The sequence below is a fragment of the Bacillus sp. SIMBA_005 genome (genome assembly GCF_046535585.1).
GTDB lineage: Bacteria > Bacillota > Bacilli > Bacillales > Bacillaceae > Bacillus > Bacillus pumilus.
Genome location: NZ_JAWRWI010000050.1, coordinates 1 through 457 on the forward strand (window position 1 = coordinate 1; position 457 = coordinate 457).

Here is a 457-nt window from a genome sequence, read left to right on the forward strand (position 1 = left end):
GCTTCTGCCAGCGTCTCACCCAAATCGCCAACTTCAGATTTAACGGAAGATAAGCTCTTATCTCCATCTTTTATGTTCTTCTGTGCTTTGTCGAAGCTCATTTTAAAAACATCAATAGAGGAATCGGATTTAGAGTATGTTTCTAAGAGACTTTGAAGATCTTTTTTTGCGTTATCGAAAGCTTTTTCATCGCCTGAATCTAAAGCTTTTTGCATTTTTTCTTGAAGCTTTCCTAAAGAGGAGGAAAATTTTTCTAATTCTTCAGGATCTAAATCATCTTTTAAGTTAAGTTTGTTGACAACATCACTAATACTCGTCTTTAAAGTATTACTGATATCAATTGAACTATAAGCATTTGCAATTGAAAGGACGCTATCTTTAACTTTAGCATTTCCACTCTCAATGTCAGATTGAGCTTTGAGCATGCTTTGTTTAGCTTTATCAGCAGCAATCTTAT

Annotated in this window: 1 protein-coding gene; it reads right to left on the bottom strand. The window is 34.1% G+C overall.

Annotated features, from left to right (window positions below):
- Positions 1–457: hypothetical protein (locus tag SB660_RS19025; RefSeq protein ID WP_410583773.1), on the bottom strand; the 457-nt coding region annotated here is incomplete at both ends.